Consider the following 22,906-nt stretch of genomic DNA (forward strand, 5'->3'; position numbering starts at 1 on the left):
CTCAACACTTATTTCTTCATGCTTTCCAACTCTAATTGAATCTGGAGCATCTAGGGAGATACTTTTGAATCTGGATGCTGCTTCTGCTGAACCGCCGCCGCCCAGCGATACAAGAAAAATAAACAATCCCAAAAAACATCACTTTAGTACAATAAAGACTGTCAAAAAGCTGTCAAAACCTCTTTTTAACCAAAACAAAAAGCCGAAAACCCTTGCTGTGCAAGGATTTCCGACTATTTAACTTCATGTCTGGAATTACACTTCCATGATGATAGGTAAAATCATTGGTCTTCTGCGTGTTTGTTCGTATAAATAACGTCCAAGTGTATCTTTTACATTATTTTTCAGCGACGACCATTCATTTACTTTTTCATCCATACATTTTTGCAGAGTTTGGGCTACGATACGATTTGCCTCTTCCATCAATTCTTCCGACTCACGCACATATACGAAGCCACGGGAGATGATATCAGGTCCAGACACGATAGTACCATGTTGTTTACTGAGGGTAACGACAACAACCAGAATTCCATCTTGGGATAATAATTTGCGATCACGTAAAACGATGTTACCTACATCGCCTACGCCCAGTCCGTCAATAAGAACGTTGCCTGCATGCACTTTAGGACCGTATCTTGCCTGACCCTTTGCAATTTCCACGGTATCTCCATTATCGAGTAAGAAGATATTCTCAGATGGTACTCCCACCTGTTCAGCAAGTATTGCATGCATACGTTGCATACGATACTCCCCGTGAATCGGAATAAAGTATTTAGGTTTCATCAGGTTAAGCATTAAACGCAGCTCTTCCTGGCTTCCATGTCCAGATACGTGAACAGTACCATTTGGACCATGTCCTCCATAAATAACTTCTGCACCTGCTCGGCATAAGTGATCGATGGTGCGGGAAACGTATTTCTCGTTCCCTGGAATTGGTGTTGCTGCAATGATTACTGTGTCACCAGGCATCATGTCAATTTTCCGATGGGCGGATCGGGCAATGCGGGTAAGCGCTGACATAGGCTCTCCCTGACTTCCTGTTGACAGAATAACTACTTGTTCTAATGGTAATTTATTACATTCATCGATATCTACAATTACCCCTTCTGGTACATGTAAATATCCTAAATCCATACTTATGGTAATAACATTGATCATACTGCGCCCTACTAACGTTACTTTACGATTGTATTGAACAGCAGCATCAAAAATTTGTTGGATGCGATGAACGTTTGATGCAAACGTGGAAACGATAATTCGCCCCTCCGCTTTATGAAAAACTTCTTTTAACGCTTTCCCTACTGAACTTTCAGATCCAGTAAAGCCTGGACGTTCTGCATTTGTACTGTCTGATAACAAGCAGAGTACGCCTCGTTCCCCAATTTCCGCCATTTTTCCGAGATCAGCTCTTTGATTGTTAACGGGGGTTTGATCAAACTTAAAATCTCCGGTATGGACGACATAACCTTCAGGGGTTTCTAAGCAAACGCCGACTGAATCAGGAATACTATGATTTACTCTAAAAAACGTTGCCGTTAATGTACTGCCAAGACTTACTTCTGAATCACTATTGATCAAGTGACGAGTAGTTGTATTTAGGATACCCGCTTCCTTCAATTTCACATCAATCAGACCTAGCGTTAACTTTGTTGCATATACCGGCACATTAAGGTGACGCAATACGTAACTTAGTCCTCCAATATGATCTTCATGTCCGTGTGTAATAATAATTCCGCGTACTTTATCACGATTTTCTTCCAAATAGGTAATATCAGGTATTACCATATCAATCCCCAGCATTTCCTCTTCTGGGAATTTGAGACCAGCATCAATTACAACGATGTCTTCATCGGTCTCTACTACGTACATGTTCTTACCAATTTCGCCAACTCCGCCCAGGGCAAAGATAAGAACACTTTGATTCAACTTAGACAATGAATGTACCTCCTATATTTAGTTGTCAAATTACACCTCAAATTAAACCGCCCCAAATCGCTTATCCCTATTATATCCGAATTAAAAACAGGAATACAAGTAAGAAAAGCATATATATAAATTTATCTAAACATTAGTACGCCAGCTCTGAAAAGGGGTTGCGGGTTTTTCCCTTTGAAATCCTGCTCTCTACTATTTGTAAAGATATGGGCAAATAAGAGTCAGCTAAGTATCTTCAGTCATCTTTAGTCATCCCATCCTACACTCCATAATCTTATAAACCAATTTGTAAACTGTAAAATTCAGACTCAAGACATATGCTTTAAACAAAAAATCGCTGAGTAGTCATTTAGATATGACATACCCAGCGATTTTGTCAAACGCAAGTAAAATAACGAATTTCATAGGTGCCAGAATGGCTGGCTCCTAAACAGCACCAATCTACAGCCATTCATCTATATAGCTGGCTTCTTCATCCGTCAACTCCACAAGCGGTAAACGAACACCGCCTACCTCAATCCCTTTCTTGTTTAGTGCAGCCTTAATCGGTGTAGGATTAGGATATTTGAATGCTCCTTCAAAGATCGGAACTAGCTTGCGATGAAGAGCTGCTGCCCCTGAAGTATCTCCCTTGAAGAACGCATCCATCATTTCCTTCATCTCTAAACCAATCACATGGCTCGTTACGCTTACTACTCCGACTCCGCCAATAGAGAGTACTGGAATCGTTAAACCGTCATCACCGCTATATAGCTCAAAGCCTTGAGGTGCACGTTCAATGATCTGTGCCATTTGGGTCAGATTACCGGACGCTTCTTTAATACATACTACATTCGGTAGCTCAGCTAAACGTAAGGTTGTGTCCGCTGTCATGTTAATTCCTGTACGTCCAGGAACATTGTACAGCATGATCGGCAGCTCTACCGCTTCGCTAATAGCCTTAAAATGCTGGTACAACCCCTCTTGCGATGTACGGCTGTAATAAGGAGCCACCAGCATGATCGCATCTATGCCCGTTTTTGCTGCTTCTTTTGAGAAAGAAATCGTTTCTTCTGTATCATTGCAACCTGTACCTGCGATGACTTTAACTCTGCCGTTCGCTTTTTGTACACTAAAAGCAAATAAATCAAGCTTTTCCTGATTAGAAAGAGTTGGTGATTCTCCTGTTGTACCACTTACCACGAGCGCTTCTGAGCCTGTGTCTATTAGGTAGTTGATAAGTTTTTCTGTGCGATCCCAGTCAATCTGACCCTTGTCATTAAAAGGCGTTACCATGGCAGTCACAATGCGTCCAAAAATAGCCATGTTTTCATCTCTCCTCTTTCTTCCACTTTCCTTATAGGCTCTCTAACTTCTGCTCCACATAACTATAAACGAGCATTAGACAAATCAAACTGCTGATGCAATGCCCGCACAGCCCTAGCCATGTCCTCGTCATGCACCAGCACCCAAATGGTCGTATGTGAGTCAGCAGATTGCAGAATCTGTATCTCCTCTTTCGTAAGTGCTTCTACAATATGAGCCATAACACCAGGTACTCCTGCAATGCCAGCCCCAATTACCGACACCTTAGCACAATGAGGCATTAGTTGAGGCTCATAGCCCATGTCAGCTAAGATAGTCGCCGCCTTTTCAGCCATATGATCGTGTACCGTATAAGCGACACCTAGTGGATTTACATTTATAAAATCAACACTGATATTATGTTGTGCCATTGCTTTAAAAACCTGAAGCTGGGTATCATATTGTCCTTCTTTAGAGAATACCTTGATCTGTGTAATATTAGGAACATGAGCTATCCCCACTACAAGTCGATCACTAAAGGATTCATTAAAACGGCCTAACTCATGCAGACTGGTAACCAATGTTCCCGGGTCGTCTGAAAATGTGGAGCGCACCCGTATTGGAATATTGGTTTGCATAGCAATTTCCACAGCGCGTGGGTGAATCACCTTAGCACCTAAATGCGCCATGTTGCAAATCTCAGTATACGTGACGGTATGAAGCGACTTAGCCTCGTCTACTATGCGTGGATCGGCCGTCATAATACCATTTACATCTGTAAAGATATCAACCATGTCAGCTTTTAAGGCAACGCCAAGTGCTGTTGCTGTCGTATCGCTTCCTCCGCGGCCTAAAGTGGTCACTTGCCAGTCTTCCGTACGCCCCTGAAACCCCGGAACGATGACAACACGCCCTTGTTCAAGCTCTTGTTGAATACGATCAGGTTCAATGGTAAGGATTTGTGCGTTATTAAAATCATTAGTAGTTATGATATTAGCTTGCCCACCCGTTAAAATTGTGGACTCGATGCCTCGCTCATTAAGCATGCTGGACATGACGCAAGCGGAAATAATTTCGCCTGTATGCAATAACAGGTCGTTTTCGCGCGCTCGTAGGCTGTCCCCATTTTGACGGATCAATTGTAATAGCGTGTCAGTGGCGTAAGGATCACCCTTACGCCCCATCGCAGACACAACTACTACTAAGGAAAAGCCTTCCGCCAGTGCTTTTTCAATGTGGCCAATTGCCCGATTGCGATGATCCTCCGTTGTTAAGGATGAACCCCCGAACTTTTGGACAAGTATTTTCATGAAAACCTCTCTCCTAGCTGTTGGCCTTGTTAAGCTCCTCGGCAATTTGTACGGTGTTCCACGCAGCACCCTTTAATAGATTATCTGATACAACCCACATATGGATGCCTCGTGGATGCGTTAAATCTCGGCGAAGACGACCGACAAAAACTTCAAGCTTATCCGCAGAATCGGTAGCCAATGGATATTTTTGTTCTTCAGGGGAATCGACAAGCACAATACCAGGTGCATGTGCTAGTAAAGATTTCACTTCTTCCAGTTCATAGTCATTTTTAAATTCGACATAAACGGACTCACTGTGACCTTTTACTACAGGAATACGCACACAAGTAGCTGCAACTAAAACTTGATCGTCACCCAATATTTTCTTTGTTTCGTTTACCATCTTCATCTCTTCATACGTAAATCCATTGTCTGTGAAAACATCAATTTGCGGAATCGCATTAAAAGCAATCTGATGATGAACAGGAAGCTTGGATACCGGCAGTACATTTGCTTCCGGCTCTTTCCCATCCAAAATATCTCTGGTTTGAGTCAACAGCTCATTGATTGCTTGAGCACCCGCACCAGATACAGCTTGATAAGTAGAAACAATAATCCGATCTATTCCAAAACGGTCATAAAGAGGCTTTAATGCCGCAACCATCTGAATGGTAGAGCAGTTAGGGTTTGCAATGATTCCTTTGTGTTTGCGCGCTGCATCCATGTTAACCTCGGGCACAACCAATGGGACTTCTGGATCCATTCGATAAGCACTCGTATTGTCAATGACAACTGCTCCGTGACGTACAGCATGCGGAGCTAATTCCTTACTGATCGCTCCTCCTGCACTGAACAGAGCAAAATCTACACCGATAAAGCTATCAGGTGTTGCCTCTTCAATTGTCACTTCCTGACCTTTAAACAGCACCTTTTTACCAGCCGATCTTTTTGAAGCCAATAGCTTCAGTTGACCGATTGGAAAATTTCGTTTCTCCAAAAGCTGAATCATTTGCTGTCCTACTGCTCCTGTCGCTCCCACGACTGCGACATTTACCTTCAGTTGGTTCTCCATCTTTTTCTCCTCCTAAGAGCCTGTTAGCTGCATCAATAATGGAATCTTTCTATAAGCAAAGGTTGCAACTGACGATGTTGAACCGCTAGCTCACACGTTTCCATGATGAGATCCATTCGTGCTACCAGCGAGTTTGGTTTTTTGTCAGGCGCATCCTGCCCAAACGGAACAAAATAAATATTTTTAGTGGCTAGAAGTTTTGCAATATTTGCCGCATTTAACCCAAGCCCATCATTGGTTGAAATCGCCAAGACGACTGGATGTAGATTGCGCAAGGTTGCTTTTGCAGCCATTAAAACAGGGCTATCTGTGAGTGCGTTCGCCAATCGGCTCGTGGTGTTACCTGTGCATGGAGCAATCACCATAACGTCAAATAGCTTGGAAGGTCCAAGCGGTTCTGCATCAGTAATAGTAGTGATAATCTCTTCGCCTGTAATCTGTTTTAATTGGTTCTGCCAATGGTCAGTCGTTCCAAAACGTGTATCAGTGGTCATCACAGTCTGACTCGCTATGGGCACAACGCGTGCTCCAGCGTCTACTAAGCGGTGAATTTGCGGCATAGTTTCTTCCAAGGTACAATGGGAACCCGTTAGCCCAAACCCAACCGTTTTCCCCCTAAGATTGCTCATGATGCACCTCCCTGATTCTCGGCTTGCTCCGATAATAGTCGCGCTAAGGTATTGGCAATTATTTGCCCGGCTGTTTTCGGTGCAACAATTCCAGGAAGGCTCGGGGCGAGAATCGCTTTGATTCCACGACGTTCTGCATAACGAAAATCAGTACCACCCGGCTTAGAAGCAATATCTAGGATAAATGCAGTCTGTGGCATCTGTGCTATGATGTCTGATGTAATAATCAAATGCGGGATTGTGTTAAAGATAATGTCTACCTTTGAAACATACTGCTTAAAATCATCCAGATCAAAAGCATCAATACCCATTTCATTACTACGTGCTATGTGCTCCGGACGTTTTGCCCCAACCTTAACATGTGCTCCCAATGCATGCAAAGCTCTGGCTAATGACATACCTACCCGACCTAATCCGAGAACAATCACCTCGGAGCCATGGATTGTAATATCAGTGTTTTGGATCGCCACCATCAATGCTCCTTCCACAGTAGGAATGGAGTTGTAGATAGCCACATCATCACGGTTCAATAGCTCTTTTAGTGGGACGTTATGCAGATTTAACAGCTCTCTCAGATAAGGCTTTGCCATCCCGGTATAGACAACGCATTTTTCTGGTAAAGCTTCAATATGCTCCTTAGATAGCTGGATGCTTTTTGTAGAAAAAATGCTTTCAATCGTTCCTTTGTCATCTGTACCGACGATAGGTAGGATCAGGGCATCAACATCCTTTAACACATCGCATGTTAATGGTTTCTTCGTTGCTCCTGTAAAGCTACTCTCCAAGTTATCAAAGCCAATAAGAGTAACTGTGGCGTCCAGCTGGATGCATTTTTTGATGACTTCCAGCTGACGAGCATCACCGCCAATAAAAGCAACATGTTTTCCCGTCAGCATGCCGTGTTCCCCTTTCCAAACATTTTACGCAAGATAACCTGGAAACGCAAAGAATTTTTCCAAGTCCCATGGAAAATGTAAAATAGTTGACGGACCGTTTTTTGTTCACGGTCGATGTATATGTCGTGCACTGCGGTAATCTACCGTCATCCTATTCGAACACCTAACGTTTCGTTACTGAAGTTTCCTGTGGGAAATGGTTTTGTGTAGGTTGTAACTGTACAATTATCATATCCGGACCAATTTGTACAATAGACCTCCAAGGAATCATCGTATCAGCTTTTTTCTTTCCTATCCCAAAAAAAGAATGATTGGAAACGACAATAGAAGCAATTTCTCCTGTTATTGGATTAATTTCCATATCGGATTGTGCTACCACTCCGCGTTTTTCTCCATAATCAACATCTACAATCTCTTTGCCGCTAAACTCGCTTAAGCGCATCCTACTTCCTCCTTTGTTTGTCCACTCACAGCAGAATATACGAAAAAGCTGAACAGTTTATACGTAAGATTGTAGTAAAGGGTATTTTTTTCATAATCTGTATAAGATCAACAATAAAAAGGCTTCTCACTAAGCCTAATATGACTTAGGAGAAGCCTTTCTGCCCGCAGTTATTTACCTGTAGAACCGAATCCGCCTGCACCACGTTCTGTTTTTTCCAACTTGTCAACAATCTCTAACCGTGCTTGCATCACTGGCATAAAGAGGAGCTGGGCAACCCGGTCCCCTTTTTTGACCACAAATGGTTCAGTGGTGTCCAGATTCTGCAACAGCACTTGAATCTCACCTGTATAATCGCTGTCAATTACTCCAACAGCATTCGTTAATGATATTCCGTGTTTAAACGCGTTGCCGCTACGCGGGAACACCAGACCTACCATACCCGCGTCAGGCATTTGCACAGCAATCCCTGTAGGAATCTTGGCGCGTTCCCCAGGAGCAATCGTGATGTCCTGTTCAATACATGCTGCCAGATCAAGTCCCGCAGAGCCTGGTGTCGCATAATGCGGTAAAGGAATATCCGTTCCAATCATTGGAGACATTTTTTTTATGTTTACAAACACAAAAGACACCTCTTTTTACGTTAAGAATACATTTGCATCAACATTTTCCGGGAATGCTTCCAATGGGCTGACCATTGCCATCGCCATTTTGGAGTGGAATAATTCTTTAGCCACTGCCAGAACAGATTCCTGACTTACATGATCTACCTTCGCAATAATTTCATCTAGTGTAAGGTGTCTGCCATGTAGCAGCTCATTTTTACCCAAGCGGTTCATGCGGCTGCTAGTGCTTTCTAGGCTTAGCATCAAACTACCTTTAAGCTGTTCTTTTCCTTTGTTTAATTCTTTTTCTGTAATTCCATTTGTGCGAACATCATGAAGAACATTAGACACTATGTCAAATACTTTTCCTACATGCTCTGGTGCTGTTCCCGTATAAATATTGAAGGTACCAGATTCCTTATAGGAAGAGTGATAAGAATAAACAGAGTAAGCTAGACCGCGTTCTTCTCGGATTTCTTGAAACAGACGAGAGCTCATGCTGCCACCCAAAATATTATTTAAAATAATTAAGGAATAAACATTGTCATGCCCCACAGCATAACCAGGCATAGACAGGCATAAATGAGCCTGCTCGGTCTGCTTTTGATGTACGATGCTTTGACCTGTAAAGGTTGGTGTAGCGATATCCATTGTTTTTCCTGCACGCTGGTACGTCGAAAATAATGATTGCACCAATGTGATCAACTCATCGTCAAAGTTACCTGCGACTGTAATCACCGTGTTCTCTGGTAAGTAGCGTTGTTCGATATATGTCAACAAGTCCTCGCGTTTCATGCCTTTTAGTACGTCTTCTTTTCCCAGTATCGTGTAGCCTAGCGAATGATCGGCATAGGAAGCACGTGCAATCAGATCATGCACCAAATCATCTGGTGTATCCTCATACATACTGATTTCTTCTAGCACTACGTTCTTCTCTTTCTCTAGCTCCTCTGCATCAAACACAGAATTAAAGTACATATCAGATAAAATATTGAGAGCAAGCGGTGCGTGACGATCAAGTACACGTGCATAATAGCAAGTGTATTCTTTGGATGTAAAGGCGTTTACGTTCCCACCAATTACATCAAACGCTTCCGCTATTTCTTTTGCACTGCGAGTTGTAGTACCTTTAAAAAACATGTGCTCCAAGAAATGTGAAATTCCGTTATTTTGCTCATTCTCATATTTTGAACCCGTTCCTACCCAAATCCCTAAAGCAACGGATCGAACACTAGCTATTTTTTCGGTAACAATCCGGACACCATTTGCACACGTATATGTTTGAATCAAATCTGATCCCCCTCTATCAATCTGCTATCTCTGGCTTATGCCACACAGGGAAGCGATCATAAAGTCGCTTCCCTGTTATACATGTTACTGATAAGCGTTTCGCTTTCAATAGAAAATAACATGTCTTACTATAGCAAAAAATAGCGTCCGGTACAATATTCCATAAGCTTCTACGGCAATCGTCGACTAGAGATTACCTCGGAAACCGTCGTTGGTTTCAATCCTTTTTTCTCAGCTAGTGTCAGCATTTGATCTAGTCCTTTAGATGAGGAATCAGTTGGGTGCATCAGTATGAGTACCCCTTTATCCAGCTTCTTGCGAATGCGCTCTACCATCGCTCCTACCGGCGGGTTTTTCCAATCAACTGTATCTGCTGTCCAGAGAATGGTCTTCATTTGGTAATCCTTGTGTGCAATTTCTACCACCCGTTGATTAAAGGAACCAGACGGCGGAGCAAATAGAGAGGGCTTTAATCCGATTGTCTTAGAAATAATATCTTGTGTTTTGCTAATCTCTTGGCGAATACGGGCCTCTCCCAGCTTGCTCATATCTGGATGGGAATAGGCATGGTTGCCTATTTCATGACCTCTGTCATAAATTTTTTTCGCTAGCTCAGGATTTCGTTTGACCCAAGATCCATCTAGAAAAAAGGTAGTTTTTACTTTATGCCGATCCAATGTAGCAAGAATTTTATCCAGGTATTCATTCCCCCAGGCTACATTTATCATGAAGCACACTGCCTCTTTTTTGGGATTCCCTCTATAAATAGGATGAGCCCCTAGCTGTTCTACCTGTACCTTTGGCATCTGCTCTTTATAAACAATTGAACTTTCATCCTGCTTTCCTGTTTTCTTCATTTGAGCAATTGTTGCATTAACATCAATCACTCGTCCGTTATATCCTGGTATCGCTTTCCAGACAGGGTCAAGATATGCGTCTTGTGGTGCTTCCTCGCGCTCTTTTTGCCATTGCTCTATCTTTTCTCTATATGGCTCCTCAATGGCAATCTGACCTTGCACAGGAGTAACGCCAACTTTTAGTTGTGTAACATATGTGTTAATTGGAGAAGAGGTTACTAATCCAAACAGTAACGCTCCACAAACAGTTGCTACCGTCATATATTTTCTTGTCTTTTTAGAATGCTGTTTCACGGTTTCATCACCTTTGCTTTTATCTATCGAGCTCTTACTCTTATTCTCTATCCTCTTTGTCCAATCTATGTAGAGAAAATGCTCGATAGAAGCAAAAAAAGCTTGCACCCACATAGTTTCCCATGATCGGCAAAGCTTTTTGGCTATCTATTATTCAGTTGCTTGCGGTGCAGCCTGCGCTTGTTCTTTCAAAACAGCTTTTCGAGAAATATTAACGCGGCCTTGGTCATCAATCTCGGTGACTTTAACCAGGATTTTATCCCCTACAGAAACTACATCTTCCGTTTTAGCAACACGCTCTTCCGCTAGTTGTGAAATGTGGCAAAGTCCTTCTTTACCTGCAAACAACTCGATGAAAGCCCCGTATTTTTCAACACGTTTAACAGTTCCCAAGTAAGTTTGACCCACTTCTACTTCGCGTACCAAATCCTCGATGATTTGTTTTGCACGTAGGTTCGCATCTGCATCCGTAGAGGCGATAAAGATACGACCGTCTTGCTCAATATCAATTTTAACGCCTGTCTCTTCGATGATCTTATTGATAACCCGACCCTGTGGCCCAATCACATCGCGAATTTTTTCCGGGTTAATTGACATTGTCATGATCTTAGGTGCATAAGGAGACAAGTGGTCGCGCGGAGCATTGATTGTAGCTAGCATGCTCTCCAAAATATGCATTCTGCCTTCCTTCGCTTGCGTTAATGCTTGTTCCAGGATTTCCCGATTGATACCTTCAATCTTGATATCCATTTGAAGAGCTGTAACCCCTTCAGCGGTACCTGCTACCTTAAAGTCCATATCTCCCAGGTGATCTTCCATACCCTGAATGTCTGTTAGGATGGAGAAATGTTCACCATCTGTATCCATGATCAAGCCCATTGCGATGCCGGCAACTGGTGCTTTAATTGGTACCCCTGCATCCATCAGAGCAAGAACACTGCCACAGATAGACGCTTGAGAAGTAGAACCATTCGATTCAATTACCTCTGATACTAGGCGAATTGTGTAAGGGAATTCTGCTTCACTAGGGATGATTGGTTCAATTGCTCTTTCACCCAATGCACCGTGACCGATTTCACGACGACCTGGGGGACGAAGCGGACGTGCTTCCCCTACGCTGTAAGGAGGGAAATTATAGTGATGCATGAAGCGTTTTGTTTCTTCAAGACCAAGTCCATCCAAAATTTGTACATCACCAAGAGCTCCCAATGTACAAACGCTTAATGCTTGTGTTTGACCGCGAGTAAATAAACCTGAACCGTGTGTTCTTGGCAAAATGCCCACTTCGCTCGACAATGGACGAATTTCAGTCAGTGCACGACCGTCCGGGCGAATTTTTTCATGCGTAATGAGACGGCGAACTTCCTCTTTCACCATGTTGTAGAGAATTTCGCTAATTTCTGCCTCGCGTTCTGGATACACTTCAGCAAAATGTGCTTGCGTCTCTTCTTTAACAGCGTCAATCGCTTCTGCACGGGCATGTTTCTCTTCAACACGGACTGCTTCACGTATTTTAGCATCAGCAAAAGCACGCACAGCTTGATCTACTTCCTCGTCTACGCTATGCAAGACAACTTCCATTTTTGGTTTACCAATTTCAGCTACGATGTCATTTTGGAAAGCAACAATTTTCTTGATGTAATCGTGACCATACATGATCGCTTCTAGCATGATTTCTTCCGGTACTTCTTTTGCACCAGCCTCTACCATGTTAATAGCGTCCATCGTACCTGCCACCACTAGATGGATATCACTTTTTTCCTGCTCAGCAATCGTAGGGTTGATAATAAATTTACCGTCAATACGACCTACAATAACACCAGCAATCGGACCATTAAATGGGATTTCAGATGTACTCAATGCAGCAGAAGTACCAATCATTGCTGCGATTTCGGTTGAGCAATCCTGATCAACGGAAAGAACTGTATTTACTACTTGTACATCATTGCGGAAGCCTTCCAAGAATAGAGGGCGAATTGGGCGGTCAATTAATCGGCTCGCCAAAATAGCTCTCTCGCTTGGGCGACCTTCTCGCTTAATAAATCCACCTGGAATTTTACCTACTGCATATAAGCGTTCTTCATAGTTTACCGTTAATGGAAAGAAATCCAAGTCTTTTGGTTCTTTAGAAACGGTAACCGCAGATAGAATGGTGGTGTCTCCGTAACGCACTAAGACCGAACCCTGTGCCTGCTTTGCAACTTTTCCAAACTCAAGCGTAAGTTTTCGGCCTGCTAAATCAAAGTCAAAAGTACGATATTGTTGCTCCATTCTTTTAGCAGTCCTCCTTAATTAGACCATTGTCTAACATGATTCTTTTCTATCTCTATGTATTATTTCCTGCTGTGGCAGAAATAAAATAGATATCATAATAGAAAAAGCGGGAATTCACCCGCTTTTTCAGACGTGCCGATTAACGGCGAAGACCAAGTTTGTCAACCAATGTACGATAACGAGCAACGTCGCTGTCTTTTAGGTAACCTAAAAGGTTACGGCGTTGACCTACCATTTTCAACAGACCACGACGGCTGTGGTGATCTTTCTTATGAATGCGTAGGTGTTCGTTAAGATTGTTGATGTTTTCCGTAAGAATTGCGATTTGAACCTCAGGAGATCCAGTATCGTTATCATGTGTACGGAATTCATTGATCAATTGAGTTTTACGCTCTTGAGTAAGTGCCATTCGTACTCACCTCCATTAAATTTCCCACTAGCTGAGCATGCCGTCGGTGAGAATCGGACAGCCAAGCTAAAGGGGCGTTCTGCTTAGAACAGTACAGATTATAGCATACTTTTTTTCATAAAGTAAAGGAAATCATTCACTTAGTTAGCAATCAAGCCAACTTAGCAAATTTATCCTTAGCAAAATTCACGTCTTGCTGGATTTGGGCGACAAGAGCATCCACGCCAGAAAATTTAATTTCATCGCGGATCATGAAGAGTAATTCTACTTCTACATTTTTTCCATAAATCTCATCTTTAAAACCCATGATATGAACTTCCAGCGATTTTTCACGCTTCTCCAGTTCAAAAGTCGGCTTAATTCCAATATTCATCACACCGTCATAGGTTTGACCGTCCACGGTAATTCGCACGCCGTATACACCATTTTTCCCGATTAAATAAGGCTCGTCCACACCGACATTTGCCGTAGGAAACCCGATGGTTCGACCGCGCTTGTCTCCGTGAATCACTGTTCCCTTTACCTTATAAGGGCGTCCTAACAGATGACGGACTTGCTCTACTTCTCCCTGGTGCAGGTATTCCCGAATAATGGTGCTGCTCACCTTTTCGCCTAAACGATTTACAGGGCCAATGATGTCTACCGTATATCGGTCCTTGCTTAGTTCTAATAGCGTCTGTGTGGTACCCATTCCCCGATAAGCAAACGTATTGTCAAAGCCAACCACAATATGCTTGACCTGAAGCGGCAAAATCACTTCTTCTACAAAATCCTCAGGGTAAATAGAGGAGAAGGCAATATCAAATTGCATGACAAAGACAATGTCTACTCCCATTTTTTCAAATTGCTCCAGCTTATCATCCAACGGGGTGATGTATTGAGAATAACCACTTCTGCCTAGAACTTCACGTGGATGCGGGTCAAAGGTCAAGACGCCACTTTTTATTCCGTGTGTCTGGGCATGATCAATCGCTCGCTGAATGACGCGACGATGCCCGATGTGAACACCATCGAAGTATCCCATGGCGACCGCGCATGGTTGCAATTCGATCTCAGATGAAAGCGGATAGGATAGTCGTATTATGTTCAAAGTCCCCACCTCATGTGCGAAAAACTTTTTCTGGTTTGGCATATAGACCTCGGTGGCTCTTATATACCTTATGAATGCCAAGTAATTGACCATTACTATACAAACAAATGAGCTTCCCTTCCTCAACCTGACAACCTGGCAAGCCTGTTTCCAATCCGTTTCGTACAGCCTTAGCTCTGTCCGCAGTAATTTCATAGCGAGGCAAATAAGATAAGGCTTCTCCGATTGGAATCACAAGTTGCTCAATGCTCTTAGAGCCCCGCTCCTGGTTCATGCTGGCTTCCAATTCCTCAAACGTATGGGCATGCTGCATTGTAAATGGTCCGCTTTTGACACGAACTAACTTGGCCATATGCGCAGGATACCCCAGTTTTTGTCCAAGGTCAACACATAACGTGCGCATATACGTCCCTTTGGAGCAAATACAATAAAACGACACATCTACATATTCTTCATTAGATTCAATGTGATGGAGCTGTAATTCATAAATAGTAACCTCGCGAGCCTTTCGCTCAATCGTAATTCCTTCACGAGCTAAATCATACAGACGCTGTCCATTTACCTTAATAGCAGAGTACATAGGAGGGGTTTGTTCGATTGCGCCAAGCATTCCCTTCATTGCTTCCTCAACTCGTTCTCTGGTAATGGTCGCAGCATCCACCTTAGCTGTCTCCAATACCTCACCAGAGGCATCCTCGGTCGTCGTGGTTGAACCAATACGCATGACAACCTCATAAGCTTTTGGAAGCTCCTGTAAGTACTCCACAATTCGTGTCGCATTATTTATGCAGATAGGTAACACACCTGTCACATCAGGGTCTAGTGTTCCTGTGTGCCCCACTTTTTTCGTTTGAAAGATGCGACGAATTTTGGCAACACAATCATGTGAAGTCATTCCTGCTGGTTTATGTAAAACGAGAACTCCATGCTGCTGCTCATTCATTTCTTTCCACTCCAAGCACTTGATCTACCAATGTCAAAACGGACTTCTTGGCTTCTTCCAAAGTTACGCCCTTCATCGTGCAACCTGCTGCGCGGGCATGTCCACCACCGCCGATATTCTTAGCTATCTGAGCTACATCTACCTTCGCTCGTGAACGCAGGCTAATTTTGATAATGCCTTCTTCTACCTCGGTGAATAATATTCCAACCTCGACGCCTTCAATATTACGTCCGTAGTTTACAATGCCACCTGTATCATCATTGGTTGAATTGGTTTCTAAAAAATCCTGTTTTGATATCTGCATAGTGGCCACGAGTCCCTCGTTAGTCAGCTCCAGAGATGCTAAAGCACGTTTTAGAATCTGTACATGCTGCAATGTAATGCTCTCCAGACAACGTTCTGCAATCTCGGCTGAAGAAACTCCATATGTAAGCAGATGGGAGGCGATTTCCATCACGTGCGGTGTCGTATTGGAATATCGGAAACCACCTGTATCCGTAAGTAAACCTGCATAGATACATGTAGCAATTTCTTTTGTTAATGAAAAGGAAGAAGCAACACACCAATCATACATAATCTCTGCCGTTGCAGCAGCATGAGGCAGAAGAATGTTATGCGTACCAAACGCATCATTGGTAGGATGATGGTCAATATTTAGAATTTGTGCATCTGGAGCAAACAAATGAGTTACTTCTCCCATCCGACTGCTATCCGCCGCGTCTACAGCGATAACGCAGGTGAATTTCTCATCCACAGTTTGTTCCGATAGGTTGATGATGTGGTTGAAGCGCGGCAAAAAGGAGAACATATCAGGTGTAGACCCTTGGTTTACAATCACATAGCTTTTCCCCATCTGTTCTAACAACAAAGCCATAGCCAGTGCAGAGCCCGTCGTATCACCATCAGGATTTACGTGGGAAATAATTAAGAAACGCTCGTTTTCACGAACAAAACGAGCGGCATCTAAGAAAACAGTTTGGTCGATGTTCATCCTATTTCTCTCCTTCATTTGGGGAGATTTCACGCAAAAGGTTATCGATTTTATTTCCGTAATCAATGGAAGCATCCAGTTTGAATAGAAGCTCAGGCACATGTCTTAATTTGATACGGCGCCCCACTTCTGTGCGTAGAAAGCCTTTTGCTTTTTGCAAGCCTTTCAGCGATTCTTCACGTTTGCTCTCATCTCCGAAAACGCTAATATACACTTTTGCTTGTTGAAGGTCACTAGTTACTTCCACATCTGTTACTGTTACAAAACCGATGCGTGGATCTTTCATTTCACGTTGCAACAGAATGCTCAATTCTTTTTTGATCTCTTCACTTACGCGACTCATCCGGGTTTTATTCATACTCATTTTGTTCACCTCCGAACGTAAATCGTACCTTAGTCGTAGTATTCCGTATCCGCACGAATTAACTCTACGTCGGAAAATGTTTCTACAAACCGCACGATGGTGGTAATTTCTTTTTGCAAAAAGGAGTATTCATTGGCAACGGCAGCTACCTCAAGTAAGGTACGCTGCCATTGCTCGTGAAAATCTATTTCAGCAATTGATACATTGTACTTATTTCGAATTTGACTCATGACGCTTTTTATAATCGAACGTTTTTCCTTAAGAGAACTCGTATAGGGCATAAACAATTCTAACTGCGTCACTGCTACCATTAGGCTTTAACTTCAACCATAATGAAGGCTTCGATAATGTCGCCCTCTTTAATATCCGTAAAACGTTCTAGAGTAACACCGCACTCATAGTTCGTTTGCACTTCTTTCACATCGTCCTTGAAACGTTTAAGCGTATCTAATTTACCTTCGTAAATAACTACGCCATCACGAATCAATCTCGCACCTGCGTCACGGCTCAGTTTACCTTCCGTAACGTAGCAACCTGCAATTGTACCCACTTTAGATACTTTGAAGATTTGACGCGCTTCCGCTTGACCAATGATCTCCTCTTTATATACAGGATCAAGCATCCCTTTCAATGCGGATTCAATCTCTTCAATCACAGTGTAAATAACGCGGTGTAGACGGATATCAATTTGCTCCTGCTCAGCCATACTGCGAGCATTCGGCTCAGGACGTACGTTGAAACCAATGATAATTGCGTTGGAAGCATTTGCTAAAGTAACATCAGACTCTGTAATCGCACCAGCGCCTGTGTGAATGACCTTCACGCGAGTACCATTCACTTCAATTTTCTCTAAAGAACCTCGAAGAGCCTCTACAGAACCTTGAACGTCTGCTTTAATAATTAGGTTTAATTCTTTGATATCGCCTTCTTGAATTTGAGTAAACAAGTCATCCAAGGAAACACGCGCACTTGCACGGCGTTCAGAATCACGCTGTTTAACTGCACGAGATTCACCGATGGAACGAGCTTTCTTTTCATCCTCGAATACCATGAATTGATCTCCAGCCTGAGGGACATCATTTAAACCGGTGATTTCAACTGGCATGGACGGCGGTGCTTCTTTCATGCGGCGACCTTTGTCGTTCACCATAGCACGAATGCGACCGTAAGCAGAGCCTACAACGATTGGATCACCGACACGTAGCGTACCATGCTGTACCAATACAGTTGCAACAGGACCGCGACCTTTGTCCAACTCAGCCTCAACAACCGTACCGCGAGCACGTTTGTCAGGGTTAGCTTTTAATTCTTGTACTTCAGAAACCAATAGAATGTATTCTAAAAGCTCTTCAATACCTGTACGCTGTTTTGCGGATAGCGGGCAGAAAATAGTGTCGCCGCCCCACTCTTCCGATACTAATTCGAATTGCATTAATTCTTGTTTTACACGATCTAGATCAGCAGCTGGTTTATCAATTTTGTTGACAGCAACGATAATCGGAACATTTGCCGCTTTTGCATGGCTGATTGCTTCGATTGTTTGTGGTTTAACACCATCATCAGCAGCTACAACAAGAATGGTGATATCCGTAACTTGAGCACCACGAGCACGCATTGTAGTAAACGCGGCGTGACCAGGTGTATCCAAGAATGTAATTTTCTTGCCTTTAATTTCAACTTGGTAAGCGCCAATGTGCTGTGTAATACCACCAGCTTCTCCTGCAACAACATTCGTAGAGCGAATTGCATCTAGCAATGTTGTTTTACCATGGTCAACGTGACCCATGATGGTAACAACCGGAGGACGTTCACGTAGATCTTCTTCTGCATCCACCTCAGCGATTGTTTCGAAGTTTGTTTCATCAATGACGATTTTTTCTTCTACTTCAACACCGTAGTCAGCACAAATCAATTCGATGGTATCTCGATCTAGATCCTGATTGATCGTAGCCATGATACCCAAGGCGAATAACTTTTTAATAATTTCTGCTGGCTCTCTTCTTAGCTTTTTACCCAATTCGTTTGCAGTAAGTGACTCTGTAAACGTAATTTTGCTAGGCAATTCTAACACAGGACGTTGTGCAGGGGTTCCGCCTTGACGTCCATTTGAACGTTTTTGGTTTTTATTAAACTGCGGTCCTTTTCTGTTATCTTCAAAGGTTTTTTTAGTTTGTGGAGCCTTCTTAATTTTTTCGCGTTTTTCCATTCCAACTTTTGCTGGAATTTTCGCTTTGTCTGCTAGCGTTTCTTCCTTACGTTCTGTCTCAAAATTGGACGTTTGATCTTTTACTTCATTTTGCTTTGCATCTTGTTTTTTGTTTTGACTCATAGTATTTGCTCTTCGCTCCTGATTCTTCCCCTGATTTTGGTTTTGCGTCCCTCTACTCTTTGCTTGAGCTGAGGTGTTACCAGCAGCATGTGCAATTTGCGGTTTTTGACCGTCTTGTTTGGGGGATTTTTCCGATTGGGATGTGGCTCGCGCCTCGCTGCTCGTTATGGTTTGTGGCTTATCTTGCTTTGGTTGTTGCACTTGTTTTGCTTGGGTGTTAACACTGGAAGCATTCGCTCGTAAATTCGCTAAATGCTGTTCCAATTTTTGTACCGTTTCTTCGTCCATAATACTCATGTGATTGCTGACATCTATATTGATTCTCTTCAAGAGAGTAACAATTTCTTTACTGCTCATGTTATGTTTCTTTGCGTATTCATATACGCGTGTCTTCATGTAATCACCCCTTGTTATGGATTAGGTGTGAGAAGGTTCTCCATGCTCTTCGCCATTTTTGTATCCGTGATGGCGATCGAGACTCGAGCTTCTTTACCAATCGCACTTCCAAGTTCGTACCTGGTCGAAAGCGAATAACAAGGCACCTTATAATACAGGCATTTGTCGGACACTTTCTTGGTCGTGTTAGCTGATGCATCTGTAGCCAGAAGGACAAGCTTTGCCTGTCCGTTACGAACCCCATTGATCACGAGACCTTCACCCGTTACTACTTTGCCTGCCCGCATGGCCAACCCTAGCAATTGCGCTACTTTTTGATTCATTTCCCCATCATCTCCAGCCATTTCTCGCGGAAGCTCTCATATTGTTCCTGTGAAATGCTGGTGTTTAGCGCACGCTCCAAAACTTTTTTCCATTTTCCAGCAGTGAAAGTATCTGGTGTGCGGCAGCTTTCTTTTTGACAAACATAAGTGCCGCGTCCGGACGCCCTTCCGCTCGGATCAATCAAAATTTGTTCATCCGGCGTTCGAACGACGCGGAGCAATTCCTTCTTCGGGTACATTTCCTGACAAACGATGCATTTACGTAACGGAACTTTTTTTATTTTCATTCCATACCCACATCGCTAGCGTCTTCATCGGAAGGCTTAGGATAGGAAATCCCCTCTTGTTCAGCTTGACTTTCACTCTTAATGTCTATTTTCCATCCAGTAAGTTTGGCTGCCAGGCGTGCATTTTGTCCGCGTTTTCCAATAGCTAGCGACAATTGATAATCAGGTACGATTACGCGCGTCATTTTCTCCTCTTCGTTCACTTCCACGTGAACTACTTTAGACGGACTTAACGCGTTAGCTACGTACTCAGCCGGGTCCTCGGACCAGCGAACGATATCAATTTTTTCGCCCTTAAGTTCGTTTACGATCGTTTGTACGCGTAGACCTTTAGGACCTACACAGGCACCAACTGGATCGACTTCTTCATTTGTGGAGTGAACCGCAATTTTAGAGCGATCTCCAGCTTCTCTCGCGACTGATTTAATTTCAACCACACCGTCGTAAATTTCAGGTACTTCCAATTCAAATAGACGTTTTAATAGTCCTGGGTGCGTACGGGAAATGACGATTTGGGGACCCTTTGTCGTTTTTTCTACTTTAATAATATATGCTTTGATTCGGTCTTGTGGTTTAAAATCATCTGTTGGCATTTTTTCTGTGAGAGGCATTACCGCTTCCACTTTACCCAAGTCCACAAAATATGCGCGGGAATCTTGGCGTTGAACGATACCATTTACAATATCTTCTTCACGATCAATAAATTCATTATAAATAAGTCCGCGTTCTGCTTCACGAATGCGTTGCGTAACGACTTGCTTCGCAGTTTGAGCCGCAATGCGCCCAAAATCACGAGGCGTTACTTCAATCTCAACGATGTCATCAATGCGGAAGTTTGGATCAATTTCATTAGCAGCTTCCAAAGAAATCTCCAAACGAGCATCTAACACATCTTCTACAACATTTTTACGTGCAAACACGCGAACTTGACCTGAATGGCGGTTTACATCAACACGAACGTTTTGTGCGGAGTTAAAGTTGCGCTTGTAACCAGAGATCAGCGCTGCTTCAATCGCCTCAATCAAAACCTCTTTGTCAATCCCCTTTTCCTTTTCCAGATCATGCAGTGCTGTAATAAACTCTGCATTCATTGTACTAATGTCCTCCCCTCAATTAAAAGACGATAGCCAATCGGGCTTCGCTTATTTGATCCATTTTAATTGTATATTTGTTTTTTTGTTCAGAAATCGTTAACGTCTCACCGTCAAACGCTTCTAGTGTACCTTCAAACAACGCCTGACCGTCCACCGCTTCTTTGGTGGTGATATGTACGTGTTTGCCTACAGCCTTGTGATAATCTTTTTCTTTACGTAAGGGACGCTCCGCTCCAGGCGAAGAAACCTCTAAGAAATATGCGGTTGGAATCGGGTCCAGTTCGTCCAGCTTTGCGCCTAGTTTTTCACTAACGGTACCGCAATCTTCAATATCGATGTTGGACGACTCATTGTCGATAAAGATACGCAAAAACCAGTTGCTACCTTCCTTCTTGTATTCGATATCCACCAGTTCCAATCCTGTTTCTTCAAGGATAGGAGTCAGTAGTTCCTCAACAATTTGCACTACCTTGCTCAAGCAAGTTCCTCCTTTAAGCAGATCCATACTGTTATAAATGTGTAACCGGCTACCAAAGTGGCACCGGGTGGTCACAAATCTAATTCTTTGCCATGAGAAGCTTTCTGGCTAGAAATCCTCTATGGTCAAGAAGAAAGAGTGGGTTTCCCCACTCTCGTACGTGTATAACCAGTATTTCCAAAAAAATTATAGCATAATACCATGGGTCTTGACAACCACTGCCTCATTTGATCAGACTTGCCAAACTCCTGCTGGATCCCTATTATACCAGGCATTGTGAAGCCTATTTTACTCAATCTGATACATTAATAGGGTTGTTTCCTTTTCTTTCCGCACCGATACCAGGCTGTGTAGAACCATTCCCAGCATGATAAGCATAAGCCCCGCTGAAGCCACTGGTGTAGGCAAGCTGGCGGATAACCACACGACCTCTCCCTGGCTGTAGCAAATAAGATTTCCATCGATTGTGTTGCTTCTACAGCCGCTAGGCGACGCATGTTGCCTTTCACCATTTCCGTAGCTCTGAAAAATAACACAGTTGCACATATTCCTGAGAAAATAGCAACGAGAGAGGTTTGAAAACACCTGACTTTGACTTGGCGTTCCATCTACACCCAAAGCCGTTACTGATAACAGCATCCAAAACGGCATACTGCAAATCGTCATACCAAGTACACGCTGATAGGTATCGACTCGCTCTCCACAAATTTGCATCATTTTACGATTCCCTAACGGATAAGCAAAGGAAGCTACTACAACTGGCAAAAATCCTAACAGCACCTCTTCAGGCCTGTAGTACACTCGCTTGTTCGCTCTGCATGAAAACAATTCCAAGCAAAATGATGCTTGACATCCATAACCCCGGAATCGAGATTTTCCCTCGCACTAATTGTACGCCCTGAGAGCCTGTTTTTTGCTCGAAAAAGAACGGGGCCAGCAAGGGAGCCAGAGATGATTGTGATCTGCCATGTTCCAGCTATTAGCCATCCAGGACCATATGCTTGAACAAAACAAAATGGGGCGTAAAAAAGGCCAAAACCAACCGTGCTCCATACTATCCATTCTTTTTGGCGCTTTTTAATCTCTATCCATAGCATTCCCAGATTTCCTCGTAAAAAAACCAAAAACAATAATGATCGGTAGCATGAAAAAAAGCGAAGTGCTGCACTCCACATCCAACTGCCTCCAGCAAGCTCCATGGAACGATTCAATACAAAGGTAAATGCAAAAAAGAAGGAAGCTAAAATCCCAATCCAAATCGGTCGCACAATTCGTACCATCTCTACTTCAAGCTTTACAACCTACGTTACTTTACTAGGAAAAATCACTTAG

General features: G+C 43.1%; 25 protein-coding genes. 1 reads left to right on the forward strand and 24 read right to left on the reverse strand.

From position 1 onward, the window contains the following. The coding region (locus QZ995_RS09450; RefSeq protein ID WP_301805979.1) for a hypothetical protein at window positions 1-241 on the forward strand (241 nt) is incomplete at its 5' end. A gap of 14 nt (window positions 242-255) precedes the next feature. Here QZ995_RS09450 and QZ995_RS09455 read toward each other — a convergent pair. The 24 genes from QZ995_RS09455 to QZ995_RS23825 all read right to left on the reverse strand — a co-directional run bounded on the left by QZ995_RS09455 (window position 256) and on the right by QZ995_RS23825 (window position 22,842). Beyond that, window positions 256-1,935: a ribonuclease J gene (locus QZ995_RS09455; protein ID WP_301805981.1), complete on the reverse strand. Its 1,680-nt coding sequence runs from the start codon at window positions 1,933-1,935 to the stop codon at window positions 256-258. A gap of 441 nt (window positions 1,936-2,376) precedes the next feature. Next, entirely contained in the window at window positions 2,377-3,240 is an 864-nt protein-coding gene (gene dapA / locus QZ995_RS09460; RefSeq protein ID WP_301805984.1) for a 4-hydroxy-tetrahydrodipicolinate synthase, read from the reverse strand. A 62-nt stretch (window positions 3,241-3,302) separates the two neighbouring features. Then, a complete protein-coding gene (gene dapG / locus QZ995_RS09465) occupies window positions 3,303-4,529 on the reverse strand; it encodes an aspartate kinase (protein WP_301805986.1) in 1,227 nt (408 codons plus the stop codon). Window positions 4,530-4,542: 13 nt separating this feature from the next. Beyond that, window positions 4,543-5,583, reverse strand: coding sequence for an aspartate-semialdehyde dehydrogenase (locus QZ995_RS09470; RefSeq protein ID WP_301805990.1), 1,041 nt, complete (start codon window positions 5,581-5,583; stop codon window positions 4,543-4,545). Window positions 5,584-5,615: 32 nt separating this feature from the next. Then, the gene (locus tag QZ995_RS09475) at window positions 5,616-6,212 is read right to left on the reverse strand and encodes a dipicolinate synthase subunit B (RefSeq protein ID WP_301805992.1); all 597 of its coding nucleotides are present in this window, start codon (window positions 6,210-6,212) and stop codon (window positions 5,616-5,618) included. Further along, complete coding sequence (dpsA, locus tag QZ995_RS09480) at window positions 6,209-7,108, reverse strand: dipicolinate synthase subunit DpsA (protein WP_301805994.1); 900 nt, start codon at window positions 7,106-7,108, stop codon at window positions 6,209-6,211. The genes QZ995_RS09475 and dpsA overlap by 4 nt, the downstream gene beginning before the upstream one ends. Before the next feature lie 163 nt (window positions 7,109-7,271). Further along, the gene (locus QZ995_RS09485) at window positions 7,272-7,550 is read right to left on the reverse strand and encodes a YlmC/YmxH family sporulation protein (protein WP_031413736.1); all 279 of its coding nucleotides are present in this window, start codon (window positions 7,548-7,550) and stop codon (window positions 7,272-7,274) included. A 170-nt stretch (window positions 7,551-7,720) separates the two neighbouring features. Further along, complete coding sequence (gene dut / locus QZ995_RS09490) at window positions 7,721-8,173, reverse strand: dUTP diphosphatase (protein WP_301806002.1); 453 nt, start codon at window positions 8,171-8,173, stop codon at window positions 7,721-7,723. A 15-nt stretch (window positions 8,174-8,188) separates the two neighbouring features. Continuing rightward, entirely contained in the window at window positions 8,189-9,445 is a 1,257-nt protein-coding gene (locus tag QZ995_RS09495) for a M16 family metallopeptidase (RefSeq protein ID WP_301806005.1), read from the reverse strand. Between the two features lie 170 nt (window positions 9,446-9,615). Beyond that, window positions 9,616-10,596: a polysaccharide deacetylase family protein gene (locus QZ995_RS09500; protein WP_301806007.1), complete on the reverse strand. Its 981-nt coding sequence runs from the start codon at window positions 10,594-10,596 to the stop codon at window positions 9,616-9,618. A gap of 150 nt (window positions 10,597-10,746) precedes the next feature. Continuing rightward, window positions 10,747-12,867 (reverse strand): polyribonucleotide nucleotidyltransferase, encoded by a 2,121-nt coding sequence (locus QZ995_RS09505; RefSeq protein ID WP_301806011.1) that lies wholly within the window; start codon window positions 12,865-12,867, stop codon window positions 10,747-10,749. Between the two features lie 142 nt (window positions 12,868-13,009). Further along, window positions 13,010-13,279 carry a 30S ribosomal protein S15 gene (gene rpsO, locus QZ995_RS09510; RefSeq protein ID WP_301806012.1) on the reverse strand — a complete coding sequence of 90 codons (270 nt, stop codon included), beginning with the start codon at window positions 13,277-13,279 and terminating at the stop codon, window positions 13,010-13,012. Between the two features lie 151 nt (window positions 13,280-13,430). Next, on the reverse strand, window positions 13,431-14,411 hold the full coding sequence (locus QZ995_RS09515) for a bifunctional riboflavin kinase/FAD synthetase (RefSeq protein ID WP_437124728.1): 981 nt from the start codon (window positions 14,409-14,411) through the stop codon (window positions 13,431-13,433). Next, entirely contained in the window at window positions 14,380-15,312 is a 933-nt protein-coding gene (truB, locus tag QZ995_RS09520; RefSeq protein WP_301806017.1) for a tRNA pseudouridine(55) synthase TruB, read from the reverse strand. Before truB ends, QZ995_RS09515 begins: the two co-directional genes overlap by 32 nt. Beyond that, window positions 15,305-16,303, reverse strand: a complete 999-nt coding sequence (locus QZ995_RS09525; RefSeq protein WP_301806021.1) for a DHH family phosphoesterase — start codon at window positions 16,301-16,303, stop codon at window positions 15,305-15,307. The genes truB and QZ995_RS09525 overlap by 8 nt, the downstream gene beginning before the upstream one ends. Window position 16,304: 1 nt before the next feature. Then, window positions 16,305-16,661 (reverse strand): 30S ribosome-binding factor RbfA, encoded by a 357-nt coding sequence (gene rbfA, locus QZ995_RS09530; protein WP_003341340.1) that lies wholly within the window; start codon window positions 16,659-16,661, stop codon window positions 16,305-16,307. Between the two features lie 35 nt (window positions 16,662-16,696). Beyond that, a complete protein-coding gene (locus QZ995_RS09535) occupies window positions 16,697-16,978 on the reverse strand; it encodes a DUF503 domain-containing protein (RefSeq protein ID WP_003336961.1) in 282 nt (93 codons plus the stop codon). Next, window positions 16,978-19,392 (reverse strand): translation initiation factor IF-2, encoded by a 2,415-nt coding sequence (gene infB / locus QZ995_RS09540; RefSeq protein ID WP_301806047.1) that lies wholly within the window; start codon window positions 19,390-19,392, stop codon window positions 16,978-16,980. Before infB ends, QZ995_RS09535 begins: the two co-directional genes overlap by 1 nt. Window positions 19,393-19,406: 14 nt before the next feature. Continuing rightward, window positions 19,407-19,715 carry a YlxQ family RNA-binding protein gene (locus QZ995_RS09545; protein ID WP_031413724.1) on the reverse strand — a complete coding sequence of 103 codons (309 nt, stop codon included), beginning with the start codon at window positions 19,713-19,715 and terminating at the stop codon, window positions 19,407-19,409. After that, window positions 19,712-20,002 carry an RNase P modulator RnpM gene (gene rnpM / locus QZ995_RS09550; RefSeq protein ID WP_301806048.1) on the reverse strand — a complete coding sequence of 97 codons (291 nt, stop codon included), beginning with the start codon at window positions 20,000-20,002 and terminating at the stop codon, window positions 19,712-19,714. The genes QZ995_RS09545 and rnpM overlap by 4 nt, the downstream gene beginning before the upstream one ends. After that, complete coding sequence (gene nusA, locus QZ995_RS09555) at window positions 19,999-21,093, reverse strand: transcription termination factor NusA (protein ID WP_003336958.1); 1,095 nt, start codon at window positions 21,091-21,093, stop codon at window positions 19,999-20,001. Before nusA ends, rnpM begins: the two co-directional genes overlap by 4 nt. Window positions 21,094-21,115: 22 nt before the next feature. Continuing rightward, window positions 21,116-21,574, reverse strand: a complete 459-nt coding sequence (gene rimP, locus QZ995_RS09560; RefSeq protein ID WP_301806053.1) for a ribosome maturation factor RimP — start codon at window positions 21,572-21,574, stop codon at window positions 21,116-21,118. A gap of 288 nt (window positions 21,575-21,862) precedes the next feature. Next, window positions 21,863-22,339: a multidrug resistance efflux transporter family protein gene (locus QZ995_RS23820; protein WP_366919690.1), complete on the reverse strand. Its 477-nt coding sequence runs from the start codon at window positions 22,337-22,339 to the stop codon at window positions 21,863-21,865. Window positions 22,340-22,344: 5 nt separating this feature from the next. Further along, window positions 22,345-22,842: a multidrug resistance efflux transporter family protein gene (locus tag QZ995_RS23825; RefSeq protein WP_366919691.1), complete on the reverse strand. Its 498-nt coding sequence runs from the start codon at window positions 22,840-22,842 to the stop codon at window positions 22,345-22,347. Window positions 22,843-22,906 lie beyond the last annotated feature (64 nt).

This window comes from Brevibacillus laterosporus (genome assembly GCF_030489605.1).
In the GTDB taxonomy this organism is placed as follows: Bacteria; Bacillota; Bacilli; order Brevibacillales; family Brevibacillaceae; genus Brevibacillus_B; species Brevibacillus_B laterosporus_E.

Excerpts from the sequence above, each read along its gene's own strand:
- dapA (WP_301805984.1), bottom strand. The coding sequence starts at position 3,240 with ATGGCTATTTTTGGACGCATTGTGACTGCCATGGTAACGCCTTTTAAT.
- dapG (WP_301805986.1), bottom strand. The coding sequence starts at position 4,529 with ATGAAAATACTTGTCCAAAAGTTCGGGGGTTCATCCTTAACAACGGAG.
- QZ995_RS09470 (WP_301805990.1), bottom strand. The coding sequence starts at position 5,583 with ATGGAGAACCAACTGAAGGTAAATGTCGCAGTCGTGGGAGCGACAGGA.
- QZ995_RS09475 (WP_301805992.1), bottom strand. The coding sequence starts at position 6,212 with ATGAGCAATCTTAGGGGGAAAACGGTTGGGTTTGGGCTAACGGGTTCC.
- dpsA (WP_301805994.1), bottom strand. The coding sequence starts at position 7,108 with ATGCTGACGGGAAAACATGTTGCTTTTATTGGCGGTGATGCTCGTCAG.
- QZ995_RS09485 (WP_031413736.1), bottom strand. The coding sequence starts at position 7,550 with ATGCGCTTAAGCGAGTTTAGCGGCAAAGAGATTGTAGATGTTGATTAT.
- QZ995_RS09505 (WP_301806011.1), bottom strand. The coding sequence starts at position 12,867 with ATGGAGCAACAATATCGTACTTTTGACTTTGATTTAGCAGGCCGAAAA.
- rpsO (WP_301806012.1), bottom strand. The coding sequence starts at position 13,279 with ATGGCACTTACTCAAGAGCGTAAAACTCAATTGATCAATGAATTCCGT.
- QZ995_RS09515 (WP_437124728.1), bottom strand. The coding sequence starts at position 14,411 with ATGCCAAACCAGAAAAAGTTTTTCGCACATGAGGTGGGGACTTTGAAC.
- truB (WP_301806017.1), bottom strand. The coding sequence starts at position 15,312 with ATGAATGAGCAGCAGCATGGAGTTCTCGTTTTACATAAACCAGCAGGA.
- QZ995_RS09525 (WP_301806021.1), bottom strand. The coding sequence starts at position 16,303 with ATGAACATCGACCAAACTGTTTTCTTAGATGCCGCTCGTTTTGTTCGT.
- rbfA (WP_003341340.1), bottom strand. The coding sequence starts at position 16,661 with ATGAATAAAACCCGGATGAGTCGCGTAAGTGAAGAGATCAAAAAAGAA.
- QZ995_RS09535 (WP_003336961.1), bottom strand. The coding sequence starts at position 16,978 with ATGGTAGCAGTGACGCAGTTAGAATTGTTTATGCCCTATACGAGTTCT.
- infB (WP_301806047.1), bottom strand. The coding sequence starts at position 19,392 with ATGAAGACACGCGTATATGAATACGCAAAGAAACATAACATGAGCAGT.
- QZ995_RS09545 (WP_031413724.1), bottom strand. The coding sequence starts at position 19,715 with ATGAATCAAAAAGTAGCGCAATTGCTAGGGTTGGCCATGCGGGCAGGC.
- rnpM (WP_301806048.1), bottom strand. The coding sequence starts at position 20,002 with ATGAAAATAAAAAAAGTTCCGTTACGTAAATGCATCGTTTGTCAGGAA.
- nusA (WP_003336958.1), bottom strand. The coding sequence starts at position 21,093 with ATGAATGCAGAGTTTATTACAGCACTGCATGATCTGGAAAAGGAAAAG.